The sequence below is a fragment of the Streptomyces sp. NPDC007875 genome, assembly GCF_042868035.1.
Classification (GTDB): Bacteria; Actinomycetota; Actinomycetes; order Streptomycetales; family Streptomycetaceae; genus Streptomyces; species Streptomyces antimycoticus.
The window spans coordinates 681,649-699,533 of record NZ_JBIADZ010000002.1 but is presented as its reverse complement, the minus strand read 5'-3'; the positions used below and the strand labels follow the sequence as shown (position 1 = coordinate 699,533).

Genomic DNA, 17,885 nt, shown 5'->3' with positions numbered 1-17,885 from the left:
TAATCCAGTCCGCTCACAGCGTCCTCGCTGTGTATTTTTCCAAAGGAACCTCGTCCGAGATGGACGGGGTATCAACATATCTGGCGTTGACTTTTGGCACGCTGTTGAGTTCTCAAGGAACGGACGCTTCCTTTGAAACCGTTTCACCGGTTTCTCCGGGCGCTTCCCTTCGGTGTTTCCAACCTTACCAGATCCGTTTTCCGTTCCGTTTCCGGTCCGAATTCCGTTTCCGGCCCCCTGCTGGAGCGGGGTCTTTCGCGCCTTCCGGCGTGATCACTACTTTAGCGGATTCCCCCGGATGCTCATAATCGAGCTTCCCGATCCGAATTCCGGCATGCCGAAATCCATCCCGATGAGGGGCCGTGCAGAAGTGGTTTGCCGCCGGTGCGGCTCAAGTGCTGACCAGGGAACCGTTACGGCTCCGTGGCAGCTCGGAGTACATTACGGATCGCCCTGACCCGTGTCAACACGGCCTAGGCCGAATGCCTCAGTCGAGGTTGCTCAGGCGCCCCTCGGCATCGGGCTGGGCCTCCTCCACCCGGCGCAGCACGCGGGTGAGCATCGCACCGAGGGCTCCACGCTCCTCGCTGGAGAGGTCCTGGAGAAGGTCCGCCTCGAAGACCGTGGCCTGGCGCATCGCCTCGAGCCACTTCTCCCGGCCGTCGGGGGTCAGCTCGACGATGACGCGGACCCGGTTGTCGGCATCACGCTCACGGGTGACCAGACCTTCGTTGACCATGCGGTCGATGCGGTGGGTCATGGCGGCGGGGGTGAGGCCCAGCCGCTTGGCCAGGTCCCCCGGGCCCAGGCGGTAGGGAGCCCCCGAAAGGACGAGCGCCTTGAGGACCTCCCATTCGGAGTTACTGATCCCCAGCCTGGCCGACTGGCGGCCGTATGCGACGTGCATGCGCCGGGTGAGCCGGCTGAGCGCGCTGACGACTTGCTCCACCTGGGGGTCCAGGTCCTGGAACTCGCGCTGATAGGCCGCGATCTGCTCCTCGAGGCTCAGCAGGTCGTCCGCGTCGGGGGTCTCCGCCATGGTGAACAGCATGACACGAAAGTCATTGGCGCTGAAGTCCTTCGGTCTGTACTCTTAAGTATCGAAGTTTAGGTTCGAAGTCTTCAGACATAGATCCTCCGGGCTGGCTCGCAGGTCAGGCCCGTTCTCCCTTGACCCTTCTCGACCTAGGTAGGTGAGTGTGACCACCGCGATGGGCGCAGCGCTGCGCCGTATCCAGCTGGGCAACGCGCTGAGCGCGTTCGGCAACGGCTTCACGGTCCCGTTCCTCTTCGTCTATGTGGCGCAGGTGCGGGATCTCGGTTCGAACACCGCGGGCGTGGTGCTCGCGACGTTCGCCGTCGCCGCGCTTGCCGTGCTGCCCTTCATCGGTCGGGTGATCGACCGGCGAGGGCCGTTGTCCGTTGCCGTCGCGGGCGCGGTCGCCGCCGCTGTCGGATCGATGGGGCTCGGGCTGGCGGCGAGCGAGCCGCTGGTCATCGCCGCGGCCGGAGTGCTGGGCGCGGGCATCGCGGCCATACAGCCGGCGCTGGCCACGCTGATCGTCTGGTGCTCGACGCCGGTCACCCGGTCGCGGGCCTTCGCCACCCAGTTCTTCCTCGGCAATCTGGGCCTCGGCGTCGGCGGGCTCCTCGGCGGGCTGCTGGTGGACACCTCCGCAGCCTCGAGCTTTGTGCGGCTCTTCGCGATCGACGCGGTGATGTTCCTGGTGCTCGGCGCCGCGGTCGCGACCGTAAGGCTGGCGAAGACACCGGTGTTCGACGACCCGGTGCCCACTGCCGATGAGCATCTCGGTGGCGCCGGCGGTGGCTGGCGTTCGCTGCTCGGCGACCGGGCCATGGTGCAGCTGTGTGTGCTGGGCTTCGTGATGTTCTTCGCCTGCTACGGCCAGTTCGAATCCGGGCTGTCGGCGTTCGCGGTGAACGTCGCCCGCATATCGCCGTCGATGCTGGGCGTCGCCCTCGCCGCGAACACGGCGGCGATCGTGCTCGCGCAGTTCGTCGTGCTCAAGCTGGTCGAGCGGCGACGGCGCAGCCGGGTGATCGCGCTGGTCGGGCTGGTCTGGACGGTGGCGTGGTGCGTCGCCGGGGCCGCCGGGCTGGTGCCCGGGAGCCAGGCCGTCGGCATCACCGCGATCGTCTCGGCGTATGCGCTGTTCGGGATCGGCGAGGCGATGCTGTCGCCGACCGTCGCGCCGCTGGTCGCCGATCTGGCACCGTCGTCGGCACTCGGTCAGTACAACTCGGCGTTTGCGCTGGTCAAGCAGCTTGCCCTGGCGGTGGGCCCGGCGGTCGGCGGGCTGATGGCCGGTGCCGGGCTGTATGGGACGTACATCGTGACGCTGATCGTCTGCTCGCTCGGCATCACCGCGCTCGCGCTGGGGCTCGGCAAGTGGCTTACGGCCGAGCAGGACAATCCGCTGCGGGCGGTCGCCGGTGCAGCGGTGCCCGCGCCGCGGGCGGCCGCGTCGGACGAGGTGACCACCGCGGCCTGAGCCGCCCGGCCATTCCGCCATCGCCCTGGTACGGCGAAGGAGCCAGTCGGCTCCGCCGTGCCAGGGCGATGTTTTTGGTTCGGGGTCTGCCTTGTCCTCGTCGGGCCAGTGCCGCCGGGACCCTCCGTGGAGCTAGCCCGCAGGCAGGGCGAATTCGCACCACACCGCTTTGCCGCCGCCCGGTGTGCGGCGTGAGCCCCAGGACGAGGCGATGGTCGCGACGATCGAGATGCCGCGTCCGGCCTCGTCCACCGGTTCGGCCCGGCGGCGGCGCGGCAGATGCTCATCGCCGTCCGTCACCTCGATGATCAGGCGGCGGTCGGTGCGGCGCAGCCGCAGCCGCATGGGCGGTGTGCCGTGCTGGAGGGAGTTGGCGACGAGCTCGCTGGCGGCGAGCACGCCCAGATCGCGCAGCTCCATGGGGAAGCGCCAGCTGGCGAGGACCCCGGAGGCGAAGGCCCGGGCACGCGGTGCGGCCTCCACCCCGCCGAGGAGCTCCAGCGCCGCGTTGTGGAAGAGCTCGGCGTCATGCCCCGTACGGGCGGGGTGCTGAAGGACCAGCACCGCCACATCGTCGTCGTGCTCCGCGGTGATGCCCAGGGCCCTGATGAGGCGGTCGCACATCACCTGGGGCGAGCCGGTCGCGCCCGCGAAGACCCGCTCGAGCGCGGCCACACCGTCATAGATGTCCTTGTCCCGCCGCTCCACCAGGCCGTCGGTGTAGAGGACAGCACTGGCCCCGGGGCCGAGCGGGACCGACCCGGTGGTGTGCAGCCAGCCGCCGGTGCCGAGCGGAGGTCCGGTGGGCTCGGAGGCGCGGCGCACGGTGCCGTCCGGGTCGCGGACCAGGATCGGCAGATGGCCCGCGGAGGCGTAGACGAGGCGGTTCTCGTTGGGGTCGTGGACGGCGTAGACGCAGGTGGCGATCTGGTGGGGGTCGATCTCGGCGGCCAGGCCGTCGAGGAGCTGCAGGACCTCGTGCGGCGGGAGGTCGAGCCGGGCGTAGGCACGGACGGCGGTGCGCAGCTGACCCATGACGGCGGCGGCCCGCACACCGCGGCCCATGACGTCGCCGATGACGAGGGCGGTGCGGCCGGCGCCCAGGGTGATGACGTCGTACCAGTCGCCGCCCACCGCCGCGTCCGTGCCACCGGGCTGATAGGTGGCGGCGACCCGCAGATCGTCGGGCTGCTCCAGCTCCTGGGGAAGAAGGCTGCGCTGGAGGGTGACGGCGGCCTCGCGCTGGAGCCGCTCGCCGGCGCGCAGCCGCTCCGCGGATTCGACCTGGTCGGTGACGTCGGCGCCGAAGACGAGCACGCCGCGGACCGGCTCGGTGACCGTGCCGGTGCCGGTGCCGGTGGCGGTGGCGACGGCCTCAGTGGCGACCGCTTCCGGCATGACGCCCTTACGGAGGGCGGCTTCCCGGATCGGTCCGTCCAACGGCGATCCGTCCACCGGAGATCCGTCCACGGCCCCCTCCCCCGCCCGCTCGTCCATCGGTTGCGCGGGGGCGACGACCCTGGGCGCGGCCATCTCGATCGGGGAGCAGGTGAAGGTGTAGTAGCCGTGGCGCGATCGGCCGGGGCCGGGGGCCGCGCCCTCGTGTCGGGGCCCGGGCGTGGTCGCCGGGCCGCCCGCGGGCACGCGCCGGGACTTGACCGTACGGGGCTTGCCGCTGCGCAGGACCTGGTCCATGAGCGGCAGCAGCCCCAGCTCCGTCAGCTCGGGCAGGGCATGGCGGGCGGGCGTGCCGGGGGGACGGGAGCCGAAGAGCTCGACATAGGTGTCGTTGAGGTAGGCGATGCGGTGCTCGGGGCCGTAGACCACCGCGACCAGGGCCGGCACCTGGCCGAGGAGGTCATGGACGGACAGCCCGTCGAGGGTCGGGACGGCATCGGGCGGCGCGGCGTCCGATGGGGCGGCAGCGGGAGGCTCACCGCGTCCCGAGGGGTCGGCGCGCTCGCCCCGGGCCGCCGGGACGGAGCCACCGCCCGCGGTGGCCGCGGGCTTCGGCCGCCGCGCACCGCGGTCTGCCCGGGCGGCGTTGCGTCGCTGGGTTCGGGGGAGCCGGGCGCTCCAGCGCGTGAAGTTCACTGCGGATTACCTCGTGGGGTGGTGGCTGAGCTGCGCGCCGACGCGGGATCGGGGAGATGGGTGCGGGTACGGGGGACGGCCCCCAGGGGAATGCAGCAAACTTCCGAATCCTCGCGATTGTCACTCTTTGCAGATACGAGCCCACCCATGGTCACACGACCAGTGTGGCCGACCGGACTGACATCCGTGAGACGCCGATCGTGGGAGGGGAGTTCCCGGCTCCGCCCCGATCGGCTCAACTGGACTCGGGATGGCGACCGGTGTCCGCGGCGAGTTTGAACTCGGCGCGCGGGTTCTCCAGCGAGCCCAGCGAGACGATCTCCCGTTTGAACAGCCCCGACAGGATCCACTCGGCCAGCACGCGCGCCTTACGGTTGAACGTCGGCACCCGGCTGAGGTGGTAGGCACGGTGCATGAACCAGGCAGGATAGCCCTTCAACTTGCGCCCGTAGACATGGGCCACGCCTTTGTGGAGCCCCAGGGAGGCCACGGAGCCCGCGTACTTGTGCGCGTAGTCGGTGAGCGGCCGGCCGGCGAGCGAGGCTGCCACGTTCTCCGCGAGGACCTTGGACTGGCGGACGGCGTGCTGTGCGTTGGGGGCGCACTCCGCACCGGGCCGGTCGGCCGTCAGGTCGGGGACCGACGCGGCGTCCCCCGCCGACCAGGCATGCTCCACGCCCTCCACCTGGAGCGCCGCGGTGCATTTGAGCCGGCCGCGCTCGTTCAGCGGCAGATCGGTGGAGGCGAGGATCGGGTGCGGTTTGACGCCCGCGGTCCACACGAGCGTGCGGGTGGGGAAGCGCGAGCCGTCACTCAGTGCGGCGATCCGGTCGGCGCAGGAGTCCAGGCGGGTCTCCAGCCGGACGTCGATATTGCGGCCGCGCAACTCCCGGACGGCGTACTTGCCCATCTCCTCGCCGACCTCCGGGAGGATCCGGTTGGTGGCCTCGACGAGGATCCACTTCAGATCCTCGGGGGCGATGTTGTGGTAGTAGCGGACGGCGTACCGCGCCATGTCCTCCAACTCGCCGAGAGCCTCGACGCCCGCGTAACCGCCGCCGACGAAGACGAAGGTCAGCGCCGCGTCGCGGACCTCGGGGTCCCGGGTCGAGGAAGCGATGTCCAGCTGTCCCAGGACATGGTTGCGCAGGCCGATGGCCTCCTCGACGGTCTTGAAGCCGATGCCGAACTCGGCGAGGCCGGGGACCGGGAGGGCGCGGGACACGGAGCCGGGGGCCAGCACCAGCTCGTCGTAGTGGATATCGACCGTGCCGGTGCGCTCTTCCTCCGTGGCGAGGGTTCTCACGGTCGCGGTGCGTTTGCCATGGTGGATCGCGGTGGCCTCGCCGATGACGACCGTGCAGTCGGGCAGGACCCGCCGCAACGGGACGACGACATGGCGCGGTGAGATCGATCCGGCCGCCGCCTCGGGCAGGAAAGGCTGATAGGTCATATACGGCTCTGGGTCGACCACGATGACCTGCACGCCGCCTTGCCTCAGCTCTCGCTTCAGCTTTCGCTGGAGGCGCAGCGCGGCGTACATCCCGACGTAGCCACCACCGACAACGAGAATGCGCGCGGGTTCCTTCACCCTCCCATGAGGCACGCGCGACCGCGGTTTGTCCACAGCCCCGACGAATTGTGTGACCGGACGGCTTGACTCGCCCCGCGGCGCGGAATCGGTTACACGTACGAAATGTCCGCAGGTCAGCCCCTCGATGGTCAGTGACGGTCGGGGGGCGAGTCAGAAAAAGGCGGTCCTCTGCTCTGATCGGGGGACGTTCTGTCCCGAGCTACCCTCTTCTTTCTTGACCTGGGCTCAACTATGTTCGTACTTCGTCGGGGTTGTGACTGCCTCGACAGTCTGGGCGGGGAGTCTCCGGGGGGAGACGTCATTACCGGGGGATCACTTATGCACCTTCAGGGTTCGTCATGGTCCGCAGCCGTCGCATCGTCAGACGGAAACGGCGGACGGAACACACCGTTGCGCGTGGACGCGCAGCGCAATCTGGAGCACGTCCTGCGGGCGGCGCGCGAAGTCTTCGGTGAGCTGGGATACGGGGCTCCGATGGAAGACGTGGCGCGCCGGGCGCGGGTCGGGGTGGGCACCGTCTATCGGCGCTTCCCCAGCAAGGACGTGCTGGTGCGCCGCATAGCCGAGGAGGAGACGGCAAGGCTGACCGATCAGGCGCGAGCGGCGCTGGGTCAGGAGAACGAGCCGTGGTCCGCGCTGGCCCGGTTCCTGCGCACCTCGGTGGCGTCCGGCGCGGGCCGGCTGCTGCCGCCGCAGGTGCTGCGGGTCGGGGTCGATGTGGAGGGCGAGATCCGGCTGCCGCAGCAGCGGCAGGCGGCGTTAGCCGCACCGGGTCAGCCGGAGCTCCGGCTGGTCGAGCGGCCGACCGCGCCTGAGGACGAGCCGGACGACGCTGGCGCCGCGGCGCTGCTGGAGGTCGTCGGGCAACTGGTGGAGCGGGCACGGGCAGCGGGCGAGCTGCGCCCGGATGTGGCGGTCGCCGACGTACTGCTGGTGATCGCCACGGCCGCGCCCTCGCTGCCGGACGCTGCGCAGCAGGCGGCGGCGTCGGCCCGGCTGCTGGACATCCTGCTGGACGGGTTGCGGTCGCGCCCCGTGGGGTGATGCCGTCGGCCCTGGAGCGATATCCACGCCCGGCAAGGTGACATCGGCGACGTCCGATGAGCCGTGCCGGGCGTGGGTGCTTGCCGCGGGGCCGCCCGCGAGGGGGTCGGGGATACGTCGGCCCGGCGGGCGGGGCCCGCAGGTACTCGCGGTTCGTGCGCCGGGGCGGTCGGGGGCGTCTCGCCTCCTCCGTACGAGTGACGACACGCGGCTGTGGGCCGGGGCGTTGCGCGTGCGTGCGCCCGCGTCAGCGGGCGGGCGGCGGTGCGGCTCCCCGGTCGGCGGGCTCGGCTTGGGTGTCGGGGTTGGCTTGGGTGTCGGGGTTGGCTTGGGTGTCGGGGTTGGCTTGGGTGTCGGGGTTGGCTTGGTCGTCGGTTGCGGCCCGCTCGACGGCCTCGGCCTGGGCCGCGGTGGCTTCGAAGGCGTCGGTGGCGGCCGTGGCGTCGAGAGATGTCAGCACCTCGTCGAGCAGGCAGATGGCCTGCTCGGGGGTCAGGGTCGTGTTCTCGGCGCGCAGCTTCTCCACCGCGTCCTGGCCCAGCGTCTGGCTCGCGCGGGCGACGGTCGCGCCGACGTCCCCGGCCACCAGTGGTGAGCGCGGCAGCCGACCGCGCCAGCCGTCGGCGGCGCCGAGCAGCCGACCGGCGAGCCGCTCTTGTCCGCATCGCGCCAGGAGCTCCGCCGCCGACTCCGCCTGATGGGCCAGCAGCAGCTCCATGGAGTTCGCCGCGAAGCCCTCGTGCAGAGTGTTCCGCAGCTTGCGCAGTCCACCGACCAGATCGCCCTCCAGGCCGGTGATACGGCCGTCCAGGCCGCTGGCCACGACCCAGAACTGCGGCGGCGGCGTGCCGCGCCCCGCTCGATGCCACGCGGCGTCGCAATGCGTCCTGGCCCGCGCAAGATCACCACGGAACAGCTCGGCCTCGCTGCGCACGATCTGGTTGAAGGCCCGCACGTCCTGGGTACCGCAGCGCTCCGCCGCCTCCTCGGACAGCGTCACCAGCTTCAGCGTGGCCTCCATGTCCCTCTCGTGGAGGGCGAGATCGGCGAGGCGGGTGTAGAGGAACGGCACCTCGGTGTGGGCGCCGAGCTCATGCGCGAGCCGCAGTGCCTTCTCGTAGGCGGCCTTCGCCTCCGCGAACCGGCCGTGGTGGGTGGCGATCTCGCCGCGCGCGCCCTCCACCTGGGCGAGCAGCCAGCGATCGCCGACGCGGGCGGTCAGGTCGAGCAGTTCGGCCAGGTCGTCGTCGACGGTCTCGATGCCGCCCGGCATGTCGATGGTGAGGTGGGTGCGGTACATCAGCGTGATGCCGAGCGCCCAGTCGTCGCCGTGCGTGCGGCAGCCGGCCACGGTCTGGTCCATGAGCGGCAGCATCCCACCGGCGAAGCCCTCGATGACGAAGGCCGTGAACGGCCACAGCAGACTGGGGAAGGACGCCCTACGGGGCCCTGGGTGGCCCGCGTAGGCGTCGCGCATGCGTATGGCGATGTCCCGGATCCCGGGGTCGCTCATATCCGGGCCGGTGCCCTGCTCCGCGAGCAGGACGAGGAGCATCAGTCGCAGGTCCATGCGCTGCCAGTAACGGGTGGCTTCCTCGTCGACACCGTCCCCGCCGTCCGGAACCCGGGCCGGGATGTGCCGGAACTGGTCAAGGGGATGGTTGCCACCCGGTATCCGGTCCGCCGCGGCTCCCGTGCCGTGGGGGCGGGCCTGGAGAGCCAGGGCACGGCCGACCCAGGCGGCCCCCTCGTCCCGGTAGTTGCGCAGCCACCAGAACCAGGCCAAGGCACGGATGAGCGCGAAGACGGTGTCCTCGTCCGCGATGGTCAAGGAGCGGTGCAGCGCTGCCCGGATGTTGTCGAGGTCGGTCTCGACGAGGTGGAGCCAGGGCAGTTGTTCGGCGGAGCGCAGGCGGGGTTCGGCGGTACAGATGAAGTCCCTGAAGTGGGCGGTGTGACGGGCCACGGCGGCCTTGTGGTCGGCGCGGGCCGCCGGATCCTCGGTGGCGCGCTTGCCGACGTACTCGTGGATCGTCTCCAGCATCCGGTAGCGGGGCTCCCCGCCGGGCGGCCCGGAGGACTCCGCCGCCGCACCGTGGGGCGGATGGTCGACGATCAGAAGCGACTTGTCGACCAGCGCCCCGAGCAGCTCCAGCACCTCGGCGGGCCCGATCCTGGCGTGGGGGCGCGCATGAGAGCGCAGGGGGGAGCGCGTCTCGTCGTACGCGACCGGTTCGCCCGGCTCCGGCGTGCTCGCCTTCGCGTCCGTAAGGGCGCCACGGGTGTCGACGGCATTCTCGAAGACGCCATCGTCGAAGACGCCATCCTCGTCCGTGTCGACCGTAAGGGCGTTCTCACCGGGCGGGGCGTCCGCGCACACCGCCTCGGCCGCGGACAGAGTCCACCCGCCCGCGAAGACCGACGCACGGCGCAGCACGGTGCGCTCGCGCTCGTCGAGGAGGTCCCAGGACCACTCGACGACGGCCCGCAGGGTCTGCTGGCGGGGCAACGCGGTTCTGCTGCCGCTGGTCAGCAGGCGAAAACGGTCGTCCAGCCGGGCCGCGATCTGGCGTGGGGTCAGCAGCCTCAGCCGCGCCGCGGCCAGCTCGATCGCCAGCGGCAGACCGTCCAGGCGGCGGCAGATCTCCGCGACCGCGGCCGCCGTCTCCGGGTCCGCCTCCGGGTCGAAGCCGGGCCTTACGGTGGCGGCGCGCTCGGCGAACAACTGGTGGGCGGGGGCGGGCGCGAGCGGCTCCACCGGTCTGATGGTCTCGCCGGGCACCCCCAGCGGCTCCCGGCTGGTGGCGAGCACGGTCACACCCGGGCAGTGCGCGAGCAGGGTCTCGGTGAGCCGGGCCGCGGTGTCGATGACGTGCTCGCAGTTGTCGAGCAGGAGCAGCAGCCGGCGGTCGGCGCAGTACTCGACGAGCCGACTGGTCGGATTCCCGCCGTCCGGGCCCGTGGTGCGGCTTTCGAGCCCCGAGGCGAGCAGCATGGTCGCGCGACGGCCGACCGCGCTCAGGACGGCGCCGGGGACGGCGGAGGGCTGGTCGAGCGGGGCGAGTTCAGCCACCCAGACGCCGTCCGGATAGCTGGCCGTCACGGTCGCCGCGGCCTCCTCGGAGAGCCGGGTCTTGCCGGAGCCGCCGGGGCCGGTGAGGGTGACCAGCCGGGCGCCGTCCAGGTCCCGGAGGATGTCGCCGATCTCGTCCTGCCGACCGACGAAGCTGTTGAGGCGGGCCCTGAGGTTGCTGTGCGGCAGAGGCGGCACGGCGGTGCCCGAGCCCGCCTCCCGGCCGTCGTCGCCCCGGCTTCGGGCCCCGCCGCCGGTTCCTCCGTTCCCAGCCGGGGCGTCGAACGCGCCCCTGGCCGGGCTGTCGCCCCGGCCGTCGATAGCCCACCCAGTCCCGCTGTCGGCCCGGGTCCCGCCCCCACCGCTCCCCCCATGGCCGTCGGCCCTCGGCGCCACGGCCTCCGCGGTGGGCGCGCCGCCGCGCGCGGCGTCCGGATCCTCGGGGGCCGGCTCGGCGTTCGTCGTCAGCAGCCGTCTGTGGAGCTCCTTCAACTCCGCTCCCGGGTCGGTGCCGAGGCGGTCGGCGAGGATCCGGCGGACGTCCTCGTACGCGGCGAGGGCATCGGCGGAGTGACCGGCCGCCCGCAGCGCGCGGATCAGCTGGGCGTGGAACGTTTCGTCGAATGGATGGTCCGCGACGAGCTGGCGCAGCTCCGGTATGACGTCCGTAGGGCGGTCGAGCGCGAGGTCGGCGTCGATCCGGCGGTGCAGCGCGGTCAGCCGGAGCGCCTCGGGGCGGGCGGCGGGCGCGTCCCGGTCCGGCAGGTCGGCGAGGGCCAGGCCGCGCCACAGGGCGAGCGCGTTACGGAGGGTGACGGCGGCCGTCTCGGGGTCGTCGGCGTCCAGGGCGCGGATGCCCTCGTTTGTCAGCCGCTCGAAGCGCAGCAGGTCGACGTCGTCCTGGGGGGTGGCGGTCGCGAGGCGGTAGCCGCCGGGTGAGGAGATGACTGCGTCCCTGCCGATGGTCCGGCGCAGCCGGCCGACGAGCGCCTGGAGCGCGGCGGGCGCGTCATGGGGAGGGTCGTCGGCCCACACCTCGTCGATCAGGACGTCGACGGAGACCGGGGCGGAGCGTGCGGCCCGTACGGCGAGCGCGGCGAGCAGCGCGCGGATCCGGGGGCCGCCGAGGGGGAGCGGGTCGCCGTGGTCGTCGCGCGCTTCGGTGGTGCCGAGGATCAGATACCGCACAGGGGCCATTCTCCTAGGTTGCCGGTTGCCGCTGGGGAGGTCGGGCGGCGCGGCCCCTTCGTCTCGTCCGCCACAAGGACTCGTCCGCCGTCGTCCGCCGTAAGGACTCGTCCGCCGTCGTCCGCCGTAAGGACGCCGGCTTCGTGCGCGGCGGGTCCGCGGCGGGCACCGGCTCCCTGAGGGCCAGGGGCCATGCCCCGCGGGGCATCCGGGGGCGAGGCGTCACCAGGCGGCCTCGTGCCGCCTCGGCGCGGAAGCCGTCACAGGCTCGGGCGCGGCACCACTCCGCCCGCCACGGCCCGCTGCCGTGGCGCCGCCGTACCCGTCCAGCAGGTGCCCCGTCGGGCCAGCAGGCGCCGCAGCCAGACTTCGGTGGAGACGAGTTCGGCCAGGCCGTCCAGGGGCAGCCGCTCCCCCTGTGCGGCGGCGCGCAGGGCCTTACGGACGACGCGGGCCTCGATCAGACCGGCGTCCGCCAGCAGCGGCGCGTCGAAGAGGGTCATCAACTCGCCCGTCCAGGTGCGCATGCCGGTCCGTACGGCGGCGGTGTGGGCGGCATGGGAGGTGGCTCCCCATCCGGGAGGAAGCTCCCGGATACCCGCTCCGGCGAGGACCGTCCGCAGCACCGCGGCGCGCGCCCCCGGTTGCACCCGAAGCGCTTCGGGGAGCGCGCGGCAGGCCCGTACGACCTGGTTGTCGAGGAAGGGCGCGTGCAGGCGCTGGCTGCGGATCTCGGCGGCCTGCTCGAAGACGCGGTGGTCCGCGGCGTAGCGGGCGAGGGCGGCGTCGGCGCGACGCTCCCCGGGGCGGCGCACCAGCACGGGGCGCATGGCCGCCTCCTCCAGCCGGACGGACACCTCGGCGAGCGTCTCCCCGGTGAGCCAGCGGGCGGCGGGCCCCGGGCGGCACCACGTCAGGGCGGCGAGGGAGGCGGATACGGCGCCGGGGTCGCGTACCGCCTGGTCGTCGGTGAAGCGGCGCTCCAGGAGGCGCACCGCGGCCTCCTGGACGCCGTCGCGGTAGGAAGTGCGGGCCAGCCGTCGTGCGGCCCGGTAGACCGTGAAGGGCACGAAGAAGGACTGTGCGGAGGGGCCGTCGGCCTTCGCGAGCGCGGTGGCGGGGCGCAGCAGATGGCGTCTGCGCCGGTCGAGCAGCAGGTCGGCGAGGCGCGCGGGGTGGGCGTCGAGCACCTGGCGGGCGCCGTGCCCGATGAAGTGGTCCGCGCTGCCCGCGGCGAGCCGGCGCCGGTGGCGTTCGGCGATGACGAGGGAGGGGCCGGGCTCATCGGTAAGGGCGCCGGTGTCGAGGCCCGCGTACGGCAGGGCCTCCTCGCCCGCGGCGACGACCACATGGTGCAGCCGCGGATTGGCGGCGATGGCGCCGGCCCGTTCGAGTTCGGCCTCGCGGGTGCGGGCGCCGCCCGCCGTGGCGAGGTCGTTGAAGGTGACGGCCAGCAGCCGCTCGCCCGCCTCGGTGCCGTGCCCGAAGAGGGTGCCGGGCATTCCGGGGAGCCCGGCGGCGAGCAGGGCGAGGGTGGCGGAGGCGCTGCCTCCGGACAGATCGGCGCCGATGCCGGGGGCCGGGGCGCCGCGGGCGGCCCGCCGCTCGGCGGGCCCCATGCCGGGCACCGGACCGGGGTCGAGGTCGTCGGTCTCGGGGGCGTGGCGCGGGGCGGTGAGCCGGGCCCGTACGGCCTCCACGAGGGCGTCCTGGACCGCGTCCACGGCCGTGCCCTGGTCGAGTGGGGGCGCGGCGACGGCGAGGGACGCGGTGGGCTCGTAGCCGGTGACGTCGCGGGCGCCGTCGCGCAGGATCAGCGCATGGCCCGGGGGCACGCGTCTGACGCCCATATAGGGCGTGCCGTCGCCCATGGCCTCCGGGGAGTCGGGGCAGGCGAGCAGCGCGCCGAGGTGGCCGACGTCGAGCTGTGCCTCGATGAGATCGGCGAGCGGGAGCGCGGCCGTGGCGTAGGCGGTGCCGCCGGCCCAGTCGGTGTGGAAGACGGGCCGGGCGCCCGCGAGGTCGCCGACGATGGTGATGCGGCGGCCGACCTGGGCGACGGCGGTGTAGCTGCCGGGCCAGGCGGTCAGATGGCGCAGGGCGCCGCCGCGGGCGGCGAACAGCCCCACCCGCAGCTCCTCGTCGGTGGCGCCGCAGCAGCCGAAGACGGCGAGGCGGGTGAAGGGATCGGTCTGGACGACGCGCACCTCATCGGGCCGCCAGTCGCCGACCGCCCATAGCGGATCGGGGTCGGACCACAGGAGTTGGGCGCCGACCGGCTGGATCGCACGGCCTTCCGAGGGGACCGGGCCGGATGCGGTACTGCTCCACCCCACCAACCACCGCATCGCCGCCTCCACAGGCTGTGGGCATCCAGGGCAACCAAGAAGTAGGTGCCATCATGCACAGCATGTTGACGGTTTCGGCATCGAACCGGACAACAACATGGATCTCCTGGATGTCCTGTGACCACAGATGACCGCAGAAATCGCAGAGTTGATCCCAGTAGGTGATGCCTCCCAGGGAGGCATCCGTAAGGAGCCCACGAGGGAACCACCGCCGGTAGCGACCCACCGTTCCGCCGTGGCCCATGCTGCCACGACTGGGGCGCGCAAGAGCGCAAGGGCATCGACGCATATGCGGAGCGGCGCACAAGGGGCGCACGAAGGGGCGCACGGAAAATCCGCCAACCCGCAGACCAGACGAGGGACTTACCGTCCGCCGCGGCGTCCGCCGCGCACCGGGGCATCCGCGGCATGTGATACGAGGCGCACCGCTCTGGGCGGAATACGTGCGCGATCCGAGCGGAAGAGGGCTTCCCGCGTCGGGCCTCCCCCTCCCCGGCCCGACGCGGGAGCCCGGCCGTGATGGGCGTTATTCAGCCAAGTTGCCGTGGCGCTCTCGATGGTCTTGCGGACGCCCTGCCAGTACTCAACTTCCGCCTCTCGCGCCCCCCGACACGACAGTCCGGGAGGCGGCATTCGCCTCCCGGACCGTTCCGCCACCCGCGGGGAATGAGGCGGCGGCGTCCCCCAGCCCACTGGATCCAGTACAGCGGGCCGACCCACGCAGGACCCATCGAAACGTCCCCGCCGCGACTGAGACAGAGCGCACACACGGGCGCACAGCCACACACACCGGGAGCACACGTCACGCCCCGCACGCCCGTTCGTACAAGAATCTCGCCATCCGGGACACCACCTCTTAACGGTCGGGATGCGGCGAACTACGCTGGGTTTACGAATGCCCCGCGCTTATGCCGGGGCGGCCGTCGGTGCTGTCGAGGGGTGCGCATGTCCAGGGAGCCACGCGGGCCGAACGAGAAGCTCGGCACCGTTCTCGCCCTCGCTGGGATCAGCAATGCCGGGCTCGCGCGCAGAGTCAACGACCTCGGCGCCCAGCGTGGCCTGACACTTCGCTACGACAAGACGTCCGTCGCGCGCTGGGTGTCCAAGGGCATGGTCCCCCAGGGGGCCGCGCCACACCTCATTGCGGCTGCGATCGGCAGCAAACTCGGCCGCCCCGTGCCCCTGCACGAAATCGGCCTGGCCGATGCCGATCCGGCCCCCGAGGTCGGTCTCGCCTTCCCGCGCGACATCGGCCAGGCCGTCCGCTCCGCGACGGAGCTCTACCGGCTGGATCTCGCGGGTCGGCGCGGCGGGGTCGGCATCTGGCAGAGCCTGGCCGGATCTTTCTCAGTAAGCGCGTACGCCACCCCGGCCTCACGCTGGCTCATATCTCCCGCCGACAGCTCGGTGGCCCGCGAACCCAAGGACGCCGAGGACGGGACCACCGCCGCGAGCACCACGGGCGGGGCGGCGCCGGACGCCTTACCGCTTCAGCGCGTCGGCCACAGTGACGTCACCAAGCTGCGCGAGGCCGCCGAGGACGCGCGCCGCTGGGACTCCAAGTACGGCGGCGGCGACTGGCGTTCGTCCATGGTTCCCGAGTGCCTCCGGGTGGACGCGGCGCCCCTGCTGCTCGGCTCGTACAGCGACGAGGTCGGCCGCTCCCTCTTCGGCGCCACCGCCGAACTGACCCGGCTCGCCGGTTGGATGGCCTTCGACACCGGCCAACAGGAGGCCGCACAGCGCTACTACATCCAGGCGCTGCGCCTCGCCCGCGCCGCTGCCGACGTCCCCCTGGGCGGCTATGTGCTGGCGTCGATGAGCCTGCAGGCCACCTACCGGGGCTTCGCCGATGAGGGCGTGGACCTGGCCCAGGCCGCCCTGGAGCGCAACCGCGGCCTGGCCACCGCCCGCACCATGAGCTTCTTCCGGCTCGTGGAGGCGCGCGCCCAGGCCAAATCCGGGGACGGCCCCGCCTGCGGGGCGGCCCTGAAGTCCTCCGAGGGCTGGCTGGAGCGCTCGCGGGCGGGCGACCCCGATCCGTCCTGGCTCGACTTCTACAGCCATGAGCGGTTCGCGGCCGACGCCGCCGAGTGCTATCGCGATCTCCGGCTGCCGCGCCAGGTGCGGCGCTTCACCGAGCAGGCGCTGGCCCGGCCGACGGAGGAGTTCGTACGGTCGCACGGACTGCGGCTCGTGGTGTCCGCCGTCGCCGAACTGGAGTCCGGCAATCTGGACGCGGCCTGCGCGGCGGGCGCCCGTGCCGTGGAGGTCGCCAACCGGATCTCGTCCGCGCGCACCACGGAGTACGTCCGCGACCTGATGCGCCGCCTCGAGGCGTACCGCGACGAGCCGCGCGTCGCCGAGCTGCGCGAGCAGGCCCGGCCGCTGCTGGTGACCCCGGCGTGAGCGGCCCTCGGCGTGGGAGGAGACGTGGCCGGCCCGGAATGAAGGGCGCGATCGGCCCGGGATGAGTGGTGAGGCGAGAGCTGCCCGGAATGCGCGGATCATGTGATCTTCGCCCGGAATGCATGACTCGGTGTGAATCGATCCATATGGCCGGTGGACCTAGCCCGGACCCTAGTCATGGCATGGGTTTCGGGCCGTTGTCAGTGGTGCAGGTCATGATAGGGATCGACGGTCGGGCGACTGGACGGTGTGGCGCGTGGGGAGGTGACATGGCGTGACGGCGTTGGACTGCGACGTGCTGGTGATCGGGGGCGGGATCGTCGGCATGTCGACGGCGTATGCGATCACGCGCGCCGCGCCCGGCACCCACGTGACCGTGCTCGAGAAGGAGGCGGGCCCGGCCCGCCACCAGACCGGGCGCAACAGCGGCGTGATCCACAGCGGTATCTACTACCGCCCGGGGTCGCTCAAGGCGCGGTTCGCGGTGCGCGGAGCCGCGGAGATGGTGAAGTTCTGCGCCGAATACGGCATTCCGCACGAGGTCACCGGCAAGCTCATCGTCGCCACGGAGCGCTCCGAGCTGCCGAGGCTCCACGGCCTCGTCCAGCGCGGCAGGGAGAACGGCATTCCGGTGCGCGAGCTGGGCCCCGCCCAGATCGCGGATTACGAACCATGGGTGCGCGGCCTCGCCGCCATCCATGTCGGCACCACGGGCGTCTGCGACTTCGGCGCGGTGGCGGCCCGGCTGGCCCGGCTCGCCCAGGACGCGGGCGCCTCGGTGCGGTACGGGGCGCACGTACGCACCATTGGCCGCCGCCCCTCCGCGGTCGCGGTGCGCACGGCGGACGGCACGGTGCTGCGCGCACGGGCCCTGGTCAACTGCGCGGGGCTGCACTGCGACCGCGTCGCCCGGCTGGCGGGCGACGACCCGGGCATGCGGATCGTGCCCTTCCGCGGTGAGTACTACGAGCTGGTGCCCTCCCGGGCCTCGCTGGTGAACGGCCTGGTGTACCCGGTACCCGACCCGGCCTTCCCGTTCCTCGGCGTCCATCTGACCCGCGGCATCGACGGCGGCGTCCACATCGGGCCCAACGCGGTGCCGGCCCTCGCCCGCGAGGGGTACGCCTGGCATACGGTGCGCCCGCAGGAGCTGGCCGGCACGCTGGCGTATCCGGGCTCCTGGCGGATCGCCCGCCGCCACTGGCGGTACGGGGCGGGTGAGCTGCGGCGCTCCCTGTCCAAGCGCGCCTTCACCGATGCCGTGCGCCGTCTGCTGCCCGATGTGACGGCCGACGACCTGATAGCGGCCCCGGCGGGCGTGCGCGCCCAGGCGGTGCTGCCGGACGGCACGCTGGTGGACGACTTCCTGATCTCTCAGTCGCCCCGGATCGTCCATGTGCTCAACGCCCCGTCGCCCGCGGCCACGGCCTCACTGCCGATCGGCCGGGAGGTCGCCCGCCGAGTGCTGGAGACCCTGCGGGCGGGGTGAGGGGGCGGCTGGGGGCGGGGTACGAACCGGGCCCCGCCGCCGGGATACGGGCCGAGCCCTCGCAGCGAGGCACGGGCCCAGCCCTCAGGCCACCCCCCACCGAGGCCGCACGATCTGACCGCGCAGGGCCCGG

Annotated in this window: 9 protein-coding genes; 4 read left to right on the top strand and 5 right to left on the bottom strand. The window is 72.4% G+C overall.

What is annotated here, in order from left to right; genetic code table 11:
- Window positions 1-487: 487 nt before the first annotated feature.
- Complete coding sequence (locus ACFYOY_RS06900) at window positions 488-1,039, bottom strand: MarR family winged helix-turn-helix transcriptional regulator (protein ID WP_093470421.1); 552 nt, start codon at window positions 1,037-1,039, stop codon at window positions 488-490.
- A 160-nt stretch (window positions 1,040-1,199) separates the two neighbouring features.
- On the opposite strand from ACFYOY_RS06900, the gene ACFYOY_RS06895 reads away from it, so the two are divergent.
- The gene (locus tag ACFYOY_RS06895) at window positions 1,200-2,513 is read left to right on the top strand and encodes an MFS transporter (RefSeq protein WP_388585311.1); all 1,314 of its coding nucleotides are present in this window, start codon (window positions 1,200-1,202) and stop codon (window positions 2,511-2,513) included.
- A 132-nt stretch (window positions 2,514-2,645) separates the two neighbouring features.
- On the opposite strand, the gene ACFYOY_RS06890 is transcribed toward ACFYOY_RS06895, so the two are convergent.
- Both ACFYOY_RS06890 and ACFYOY_RS06885 read right to left on the bottom strand, forming a co-directional pair.
- Window positions 2,646-4,607, bottom strand: a complete 1,962-nt coding sequence (locus ACFYOY_RS06890) for a SpoIIE family protein phosphatase (RefSeq protein ID WP_388585269.1) — start codon at window positions 4,605-4,607, stop codon at window positions 2,646-2,648.
- Window positions 4,608-4,842: 235 nt separating this feature from the next.
- On the bottom strand, window positions 4,843-6,198 hold the full coding sequence (locus ACFYOY_RS06885; RefSeq protein WP_351883127.1) for an NAD(P)/FAD-dependent oxidoreductase: 1,356 nt from the start codon (window positions 6,196-6,198) through the stop codon (window positions 4,843-4,845).
- Window positions 6,199-6,519: 321 nt separating this feature from the next.
- Here ACFYOY_RS06885 and ACFYOY_RS06880 point away from each other — a divergent pair, with 321 nt between their 5' ends.
- Complete coding sequence (locus ACFYOY_RS06880) at window positions 6,520-7,245, top strand: helix-turn-helix domain-containing protein (protein ID WP_351883129.1); 726 nt, start codon at window positions 6,520-6,522, stop codon at window positions 7,243-7,245.
- Between the two features lie 247 nt (window positions 7,246-7,492).
- Here ACFYOY_RS06880 and ACFYOY_RS06875 read toward each other — a convergent pair whose 3' ends face one another.
- Together ACFYOY_RS06875 and ACFYOY_RS06870 are read right to left on the bottom strand one after the other, a co-directional pair.
- A complete protein-coding gene (locus ACFYOY_RS06875; RefSeq protein ID WP_388585309.1) occupies window positions 7,493-11,506 on the bottom strand; it encodes a BTAD domain-containing putative transcriptional regulator in 4,014 nt (1,337 codons plus the stop codon).
- Window positions 11,507-11,766: 260 nt separating this feature from the next.
- Window positions 11,767-13,854, bottom strand: coding sequence for an asparagine synthase-related protein (locus tag ACFYOY_RS06870; RefSeq protein WP_351883131.1), 2,088 nt, complete (start codon window positions 13,852-13,854; stop codon window positions 11,767-11,769).
- A 945-nt stretch (window positions 13,855-14,799) separates the two neighbouring features.
- Between ACFYOY_RS06870 and ACFYOY_RS06865 the strand changes: the two genes are divergently transcribed.
- Complete coding sequence (locus tag ACFYOY_RS06865) at window positions 14,800-16,263, top strand: MFS transporter (RefSeq protein WP_351883133.1); 1,464 nt, start codon at window positions 14,800-14,802, stop codon at window positions 16,261-16,263.
- A gap of 274 nt (window positions 16,264-16,537) precedes the next feature.
- Window positions 16,538-17,752 (top strand): L-2-hydroxyglutarate oxidase, encoded by a 1,215-nt coding sequence (gene lhgO / locus ACFYOY_RS06860; RefSeq protein ID WP_351883135.1) that lies wholly within the window; start codon window positions 16,538-16,540, stop codon window positions 17,750-17,752.
- Window positions 17,753-17,885: the final 133 nt, after the last annotated feature.

What these genes read in the sequence shown, in the direction of transcription:
- ACFYOY_RS06900 (WP_093470421.1), bottom strand. Translation starts at nt 1,039, where the DNA reads ATGGCGGAGACCCCCGACGCGGACGACCTGCTGAGCCTCGAGGAGCAG.
- ACFYOY_RS06880 (WP_351883129.1), top strand. Translation starts at nt 6,520, where the DNA reads ATGCACCTTCAGGGTTCGTCATGGTCCGCAGCCGTCGCATCGTCAGAC.
- ACFYOY_RS06870 (WP_351883131.1), bottom strand. Translation starts at nt 13,854, where the DNA reads ATGCGGTGGTTGGTGGGGTGGAGCAGTACCGCATCCGGCCCGGTCCCC.
- ACFYOY_RS06865 (WP_351883133.1), top strand. Translation starts at nt 14,800, where the DNA reads ATGTCCAGGGAGCCACGCGGGCCGAACGAGAAGCTCGGCACCGTTCTC.